The sequence below is a fragment of the Almyronema sp. genome, assembly GCF_052168255.1.
GTDB lineage: Bacteria > Cyanobacteriota > Cyanobacteriia > Phormidesmidales > Phormidesmidaceae > Sphaerothrix > Sphaerothrix epifaneia.
On the sequence record NZ_JBQLZL010000051.1, the window covers coordinates 38,475 to 46,866 of the forward strand.

The 8,392-nt window shown below is 53.3% G+C and carries 5 protein-coding genes; 4 read left to right on the forward strand and 1 reads right to left on the reverse strand.

Features of this window, described 5'->3' with window-relative positions; all coding sequences use genetic code 11:
- Window positions 1-50: 50 nt before the first annotated feature.
- Both ACTS3T_RS11725 and ACTS3T_RS11730 read left to right on the forward strand, forming a co-directional pair.
- Complete coding sequence (locus tag ACTS3T_RS11725) at window positions 51-587, forward strand: anti-sigma factor family protein (protein ID WP_462935009.1); 537 nt, start codon at window positions 51-53, stop codon at window positions 585-587.
- 134 nt (window positions 588-721) lie between these two features.
- Window positions 722-1,681, forward strand: a complete 960-nt coding sequence (locus ACTS3T_RS11730; RefSeq protein ID WP_462935010.1) for an ABC transporter permease — start codon at window positions 722-724, stop codon at window positions 1,679-1,681.
- A 142-nt stretch (window positions 1,682-1,823) separates the two neighbouring features.
- Here ACTS3T_RS11730 and ACTS3T_RS11735 read toward each other — a convergent pair whose 3' ends face one another.
- Window positions 1,824-3,257 (reverse strand): ABC transporter substrate-binding protein, encoded by a 1,434-nt coding sequence (locus ACTS3T_RS11735; RefSeq protein WP_462935011.1) that lies wholly within the window; start codon window positions 3,255-3,257, stop codon window positions 1,824-1,826.
- A gap of 213 nt (window positions 3,258-3,470) precedes the next feature.
- On the opposite strand from ACTS3T_RS11735, the gene ACTS3T_RS11740 reads away from it, so the two are divergent.
- A complete protein-coding gene (locus ACTS3T_RS11740; protein ID WP_462935012.1) occupies window positions 3,471-5,915 on the forward strand; it encodes a response regulator in 2,445 nt (814 codons plus the stop codon).
- A 1-nt stretch (window position 5,916) separates the two neighbouring features.
- The coding region (locus ACTS3T_RS11745; RefSeq protein ID WP_462935013.1) for a GAF domain-containing protein at window positions 5,917-8,392 on the forward strand (2,476 nt) is incomplete at its 3' end.

An 8,392-nucleotide genomic window follows, 5' to 3' on the forward strand; every position in this document is an offset into this window, starting at 1 on the left:
TGGTTTCTGCACTTTGCTCAGTCCGATATTGTGTCGATATCCGTTCTGAGATGACTTCAAACATCAATCAGCCCGTCTCCATGCAATCTCCTGTGTCTTCCCCTTTGTCTTTTGTCCCTAAACGCCGTCAGGCTTTTGGGGATCTAGATGCGACCAAGCGCGATCGCTTCGAGTTGTTAAGTGCGTATCTTGACGGTGAGGTGACGCCCGATGAGCGTCGCCAAGTTAATCGGTGGCTGGCAGATGATCCAGGCGCGCAGTGCCTTTACAATCGCCTTCTAACGCTGAGACAAGGCATCCAGTCGCTGCCTGTGCCAGATGCAGAAGTGTCCGTTGAGCAAACCCTGGCTTGCGTCCTTCAGCGTATGGGACAGCGTATTCGACTGCTGGCTTTAGCCAGTGCTAGCACTGCTGCCGTTTTGGTTTTAGGGGGCATTTCCGGGGTCTTTGAAGGTCGCCCCAGTTTGTTAAAGTTGGCTAACCTGACGCCGCCAATAGCAGAAGAAGCTGTTTTAGAGGTGGCTTTAGACGAACCCATCATCGAAATTCCCAAAGCAGTGGTAGCCCCTGCCACCTTCACTGAGTAGAGTCGCCACCCCGCTTTAGCCCAACCGTACCGGATGACTGTGCAGTCGTCCGGCTTTTGGCGTTGGCGCTTTAACTGCAACTAATTGGCTGACCCCGTCTGACTCAGAAACACCGCATTTCCTGTATAGACTGAATGACTCGCTATCTGCTGCAGCGCCTTTTGATTGCCCTTCCTACATTAATTGCCATTAGCCTAATTATTTTTACGATTTTGGCGATCGCGCCTAGCAATCCTTTAGGCGATTTGGCCTCAAATCCTGCCATTACCGCCGAGGTACGCGAAAACATTCGCCGCACGTTGGGGTTAGATCAGCCAATTCATCTTCGCTACGTCAAGTGGGCGTGGGCCTTTTTGCAAGGCAATATGGGCTACTCTTTCACCAGTCGTAGCCCAGTCAGCGACTTGATTAGACAGCGTTTGCCCACAACGCTTTGGGTGCTGGGATCCGCCTATGGCCTGAGCGTGCTGCTGGCTTTTCCACTGGGCGTTATTTCCGCAATTAAACGACATTCTCTGTTCGATCGTCTGGCTACAACCCTGGCCTTTATGGGCTTTTCCCTACCGACTTTTTTTACCGGGCTGCTGTTTATTATTGTTTTCAGCGTTCAGCTAGGCTGGTTTCCCTTCATCTACAACAGCGCGATCGGGCTGCAAGACTGGTCTAGCTTTTGGGCCTTGCTGCGGCAGTCAATTATGCCAATTTGCGTGCTAGCGCTGTTTCAAACCGCTGTACTGATGCGCTTTGTCCGGGCAGCCGTTTTAGAGGAGTTGCCGCAAGACTATGTTCAAACGGCTTATGCCAAAGGACTTTCAGCTTTTCGGGTAATCAACCTGCATGTTTTGCGCAACGCGCTGATTCCAGTGGTGACGCTGGTAGCGTTGGATGTCCCAACTATTTTTACCGGATCGCTGGTAACAGAGCAGGTTTTCCGGGTGCCAGGAATTGGGGCGTTGTTGGTGGAATCTATATATCGGGGCGATACGCCCGTGGTGATGGCGATCGCTTTTATTTATGCCATTTTGGTGGTGATTTTTAACCTGGTGGCTGATCTGCTTTATGGCTGGTTAGATCCCAGGGTGCGGTATGACTAACGGTTTGCCAAATGCTGATAGTCCCTATGGCTATAGCTGTCGCCGCTAGCGTTAAAACCCTTTAATGGCTAAAAGCCGCTGACAGAAAAGCTTTGTCTCTGCCCGCTGCCCTCACCCTTCAGCCTTTAGCGATCAATGGCGTTTAAGGCTGAATCGGCACAAAATCATAGCCACGTCCCGAACGCGAACCCGGTTCGACCTGGACAAGCTGAGCAGCTTGGTTGCGATCGCCCGACGGCAAAAACCGGACTTCAGTGGTAGCCCCTTCAGCGACAAAGGTAGATCCAGCCAAAGCAGACTGGAGGCTTTGCCGCGTTGGTGAAGGGGTCGCGGTTAAAGCGGCTGCGATCGCTTTGAGGGCATCGTAGGTGGTAGCTGTGCGCCAGCTAACATCTCCCCCCCACAACTGCCGCGAGGTTTGAGCAAACTCAGCCTCAGGGTTAGCCAACACATGCCAGGGGATGGCGACCACTAAATCTGTTGCTGCGGCTCCTACCGATAAAATACTTGGGTTATACAGACTGTCGCCCCCCAGTAGGGAAAGGTCACCCGCGTTGGCTTCAATCACGGCGATCGCCTGATCTAGGGTAGCGGTATTAGCCGCCAGCATAATCACCGCTACCCCTTGAGATTTAAGGCGGTTCACAGCTTCAGCCGCGTCAAAGTTGGGGGCACTCAAGTCTACTTCAGCCAGCACCTGACCCCCATCGCTAAAGACTGCCGTAGTAAATTCATCTTTCAAAGAGAGGCTGTAGTCGCTCTCTGCATTAAAAAATACGGCAGCTTGTTGTTGTTGCCACTGGTTGAGCATGTAGCGGGCTAGCGCCGTCGCCATAAAGCGATCGCTAGGCGTCGTGCGAAAAACATAATCACTTACCCCCGAAATTTCAACGGACGTACTGGTCGGCGAGACCAAGGGCAGTTGTCCTTGGGTGTAAATAGGAGCTGTTTCTAGCGTGGTGGTGCTGCTGAAATGACCAATCACCGCCAAAACATCTGATGCCGCCACCAGTTGGTTAGCCACTGCCGCCGTCGTTTCGGGGCTACTACCATCATCGGCAATCACCAGCTTAAGAGGCACACCATTGATCCCGCCCGCTGCATTGATTTCGGTTTGGGCTTGAGCCACACCGCGCAAAATTTCTAGCGCCGGGTTCAAAGCCGTGGTGATGGGAGCCGCCACTGCCACAGTGTAAGCTGGCTGCTCGGCAATACGAGCATTGTTGAGATAAATCAGGGCTTCTGGATCGTTGCGATTCTCAGCCAAAGCTGATTCCAGCAAAGAAACCGCGCGCGTATAGTCTGCCGCTGCGATCGCGTCTACCGCCGACTGTTTAAGCGCAGAAACATTTTCACCAATGAGAATTTGCTCACCTTGACTGAGTTGAGAACGGCTGCCAGCATTTGCTGTTTCCTGAGGCGAATCAGAGGGGGGGGAAGCAGCGTCAGGCGTTGAAGCGGGGGAAAAGTTACCTGCCTGTAAACGAGGCCATAACCAAACGCCTAAAGCACCCACCAACGCAACTGTGAGCAGCAGCGAGACTAGCAAAATTGGCGTTTCGTTTCGATTAGACATGGATAATTGTCATTTAAGGAGCGCTGATGCGAGTATACGTTTAATCAAGCGGTTGAATGATGGCTCTCTCATAAGAAGTAAAGAACTGAAAAGTCCAGGTATCAATTTGCAACTGCCAGTTAACGAATCTATAGACTCAACGCTAGGCTGAAAGATGATGTTTAGCGCTTGCCGATACCTGCTAACCAGCTGCTTGCTTAACAGCCACTGCCAATGAGAATTCTGGTAGCTGAGGACGATGAGCTAGTCGTCGAACCGCTGATCAAAAGCCTCACTGCACAACACTACACGGTCGATGTCGCTGCGGATGGCCAAACCGCTTGGGAGCTGATTGACAGCTTTCCCTACGATCTCATCTTGCTGGATATTGAGCTGCCCAAATTGGATGGGATTAGTTTTTGTCGGCGGCTGCGATCGCAGCGTATTCAAGTTCCGGTGCTGATGTTAACGGCTCGTCAAGACAATGAAACCAAAGTCATTAGCCTAGATGCGGGAGCCGATGATTACGTCACCAAGCCTTTTAACCTGAAAGAGCTACTGGCTCGAATTCGGGCGCTTTTGCGTCGGGGTGGGGGCGTGCTTTTGCCAGCGCTACAGTGGGAGCAACTGCACCTCGATCCCAGCACCCATGAAGTTCACTATCGCGACCAGCCGCTGCATCTCACCCCTAAAGAATATGGCTTACTCGAGCTGTTTCTACGCAATCCTCAGCGTGTCTTCAGCCGCAGTGACGTGATTGATCACCTCTGGTCGTTTGAAGAAATGCCGGGGGAAGAAACCGTTACTGTGCATATCCGCACCTTGCGACAAAAGCTCAGAGCCGCTGGCGTACCCGATGAACCCATTGAAACTGTTTACGGCATTGGCTATCGGCTCAAACCAGAAGAGGCAATTGTGGTGGCGACAGCCCCCGATCGGCAGCAGGATTTTAGCGATCGCCCGCCCCCCCTACCTACCGCAGCGCAGTCACTCAGTCCAGAACAGCAAGTTTTGGGCGCTTTAGACGCTTCCTGGCAGCGATCGCAGGCGGTGATCCATCAACGCATTGCCCTGATTAACCAAGCAGTCACTGCTTTGCTCAGCGATCGGCTCATGCCAACGCTACGGCAGCAAGCCGAACAAGCGGCTCACAAACTAGCTGGCGCTTTGGGCATGTTTGAGCTAGATCAAGGCTCCATTCTGGCGCGGGAAATTGAACATTTGCTCCAGACGCCGCAGCCGCTTTCGCCCAGTCAACAACGACAGCTTGTAGAACGGGTCACCGCGCTCACAGCCCTGCTAGAGCAAACCCCGCCACAAGTTGTTCCCGCAGCGCTGCCCCGCCGTAGCTGGCAAAACCGAGCGCGACCGCTGCTGTGGCTAGTAGGACAGTATGAAGCCTCAACGCTAGCTGCCATTGTCCAGATGGCGCACCAGCGGGATCTGCAAACCCAGGTGGTGCCAAATGTCAGCACAGCTCACACCCAAATCAGTGCGGAGCGTCCAGATGTGGTGTTGTTAATGCTGATACCCGCTCAAGCCGATCCCACTGAGGGCAGGTTGTGCCCTGAAAGTCGGGCATTGCTGGGCGAATTAAGAGCCTATACGCCGCCTATCCCCGTATTGGGGATGATCCCGCCTGAAGCCTCTATTGATCGGGTGCAGGTTGCCCGCTTGGGCGGACGAGGATTATTACGCAGCAGTGAAGCGGCTGTCGAGGTGGTTGAAGCCATTGTGCAGGTGTTGCAGCGATCGCGCCCCGTCGCCGCGCGGGTAATGGCCGTTGATGATGATCCCACCGTGCTAGAAATTTTGCGCTATTGGCTCAAACCCTGGGGGTTAGAGGTAGTGACCTTAGACCACCCTCAGCAGTTTTGGCAGGTGCTAGAGGCGACAACCCCTGACTTGCTGATTTTAGATGTTGAAATGCCTGACATCAACGGTCTAGAACTGTGTCAAACTGTTCGCAATGACCGCCGCTGGATCGACTTACCGATTTTGTTTTTGACCGCCCACACCGATGCAGACACAAAGCGAAAAGTCTTTGAAGTGGGAGCAGATGACTATCTCAGCAAGCCCATTGTGGTTCCTGAGCTGGTAACACGGGTACTAAACCGCTTAGAGCGCACCCGTTTGCGTTTAAGCCTGAGCCAAACCGATATGCTAACGGGTGTCCTCAATCGGCGGCACGCTACCCAGTTGCTACAGGATTTGCTTCAGCTTTGCGATCGCCGACGACAGCCATTTTGTTTAGCCGTTCTGACGGTAGAGGGGCTAAAGCAACTCAACCAGCAGCAGGGTTATGCGGCTGGCGATCAGGTTTTAGCCAGCGTGGGTAAACAGCTACGTCAGCACTTTCAAGGAGAAGATGTGGTAGGCCGTTGGGGCGGAACCACTTTTGTCATTGGGCTGTACGGGTTGACCCCAGCCGAAGGCGAAAGACGGCTAGCAGACGAAATTAGTAGCCCGCTTAAAAGCGTAGCCGAAACCGCTGCCGTGTGGCTAACGATGGGCATGGCAGCTTATCCCCAAGGGGGAATAACGCTAGCGCAGCTATACCAGACAGCCACAACTCACGCCCAAGCAGAAGCCGACCCCCCTTTACCTGCCATAACCCCAACGTCCACCGCTGCCACAGATAAGGGGCGATCGCGTTCAGTTCGTCGTCGGAGGTCGTGAAATGTCTACAGCCGCCGCGCTACAGCAAGCCATTTTAGATAGCGCTAACTACAGCATTATTTCAACAACACCAACAGGTATCATCACCACTTTCAACGCCGCCGCCGCTCGCTGGCTGGGCTACACCCCCGCAGAGGTAATCAACCAAATGACGCCCGCGATTTTTCATGATGCGGCAGAGATACAGCAGCGATCGCGTGAACTGAGCGCAGAATTGGGTAGGGTAATCGAGCCTGGGTTTGAAGTTTTTGTAGCTAAAGCCAGAGAAGGAAAAGCCGATGAGCGCGAGTGGACTTATATTCGCAAAGACGGTAGTCGCTTTTCCGTGAGCCTTTCGGTAACGGCTGTCCGCAATCCGCAAGGGGAGTTGGTTGGCTTTTTGGGGATTGGCAGTGATATTAGCGATCGCATTGAAGCTGTGCAGCAGCGTCAACAAGCTGAAGTCGCTCTGCAACAGCAAACGCAGGCATTAGCCACCTTCAGCACCCAGCTTAAGCATCTGCATCGCATTAATACAACTGACTACGCCACCGTAGAGGCTTTATTTGCTGACTGCTTAACGACAGGCGGCGCTATTTTGCAAATGCCCACTGGCATTATCAGTCAAGTGGTTGACCAAACCTATATCATTCGGGCTGTTCAGTCTGAACTGACCTTTTTGCAGCCCGGTTTGGAGTTTTTGCTAGCTGAAACCTACTGTGCAGCCGTAGTCAGGCAAAAACGGACGGTCACTTATCAGCACGTTGGCGCTCAGCGGGAGATGCAGTCGCATCCGGTTTATCAAAACTTGCGTTTGGAAGCTTATTTAGGTGCGCCTATTTTCGTCAATGGTGAAGTGTACGGCACGCTCAACTTTTCCTCCACCGAGATCAGGCAAACCCCCTTTACTCCCCACGAGCGCGAAATTATTGAGCTAATGGCGCAGAGTATTGGTCGTTTTATTGCCGCTAACCAGGCTAGCCAAGCCCAGCAGCAAGCCGCGATCGCGCTACGGCGGCAAAATCGGCGATCGCAGTTATTTGCCGAACTGGCGCTCAAGGTGCGGCAATCGCTCAAGCTAGAAACGATTTTGCAAACAACCGTTACGGAAGTGCAGCAGTTTTTACAAGCCGACCGGGTGCTTATTTTTCAACTGCGGCCTGATCAGTCGGGCGGGACGGTTTTGCAAGAGGCGGTTGTTTCTGGCTGGCCGATGATTTTAGGCGAAGAAATTGACGATCCGTGCTTTGAAAGCGATTTTCTAGAGCAATATCGCCAGGGTCGCGTGGGTCAAATTGAGGACGTTGAAACTACTGGGGTAGATGCCTGCTATCTGGAAATGCTGCAATCCTTTGGGGTGAAAGCGAATTTGGTCGTCCCCATTTTGCAAAGTGAAACGCTTTGGGGCTTGCTGATTGCCCATCAGTGCAGTCGGCCTCGGCAGTGGACGACGTTTGAAATCGACCTTTTGCAGCAGCTCGCCAACCAGGTGGGTATTGCCTTAGCTCAAAGTCAGTTAGTGGCGGCTTTGCGCGAAAGTGAGGCGCGTTTTCGGACGCTGGCAGATAGTGCCCCGGTGTTGCTCTGGATGTCTGGGACTGACCAGCAATGCAGCTTTTTTAACCAGGGATGGCTAGATTTTACCGGGCGATCGCTAGCGCAAGAACTGGGCAACGGCTGGACGGCGGGGGTTTATGCCGAAGACTTAGCCATCTGCCTAGATGCCTACCAGCAAGCGTTTGCAGCCCGCCAGCCCTTTCAAGTCGAGTATCGGCTGCGACGCTTTGACGGTCAGTATCGCTGGGTGCTAAATACGGGGGTGCCCCGCTTTACCCCAGCAGGTCTGTTTGAGGGCTACATTGGCTCATGTATTGATATCAGCGATCGCCGTGAAATTGAACGCCTCAAAGACGAATTTGTTTCGGTAGTGAGCCACGAACTGCGCACCCCCCTAACCTCTATTTCAGGAGCGCTCGATTTGTTGGCGGGTGGTGTTTTGAGCGCCCAACCACAGCAAGCTCAGCGGATGCTCAACATCGCCGCAGCCAACGCCGAACGACTCATTCGCCTGATTAACGACATTCTCGACATTGAGCGAATTGAGTCAGGTCGAGTGGTGATGCAAAGACAAACCTGCGATGCCGCCCAGTTGATAGCAACGGCTTTAGATCTGGTGCAAAGTATGGCGAGTCAAGCTCAAGTCACGCTAGTCAGCCAGCCCCTAACGCTGCCGCTATCAGCCGACCCCGATCGCATTTTGCAAGTGCTGACCAACTTGCTCAGCAACGCTATCAAATTTTCAGAACCCGGCGGCACAGTATGGTTAGAAGCCAATTTAATCAGCCAACGTGAGGCAGTAAGGCGAGAGAAAGAAGGCGAGCAAAATAGAGAAAGTCAGCCTACAGAGCTAGAGACAGCCTGGGACAATTCATCCCTCCCCCCCTCTCCCCATCCCCCCATCCCCCCATCCCCCTATCTCCCCCTCTCCCCCTCCCTCC

Coding starts and splice junctions, on each gene's coding strand:
- ACTS3T_RS11725 (WP_462935009.1), top strand. CDS start 51: ATGACTTCAAACATCAATCAGCCCGTCTCCATGCAATCTCCTGTGTCT.
- ACTS3T_RS11730 (WP_462935010.1), top strand. CDS start 722: ATGACTCGCTATCTGCTGCAGCGCCTTTTGATTGCCCTTCCTACATTA.
- ACTS3T_RS11740 (WP_462935012.1), top strand. CDS start 3,471: ATGAGAATTCTGGTAGCTGAGGACGATGAGCTAGTCGTCGAACCGCTG.
- ACTS3T_RS11735 (WP_462935011.1), bottom strand. CDS start 3,257: ATGTCTAATCGAAACGAAACGCCAATTTTGCTAGTCTCGCTGCTGCTC.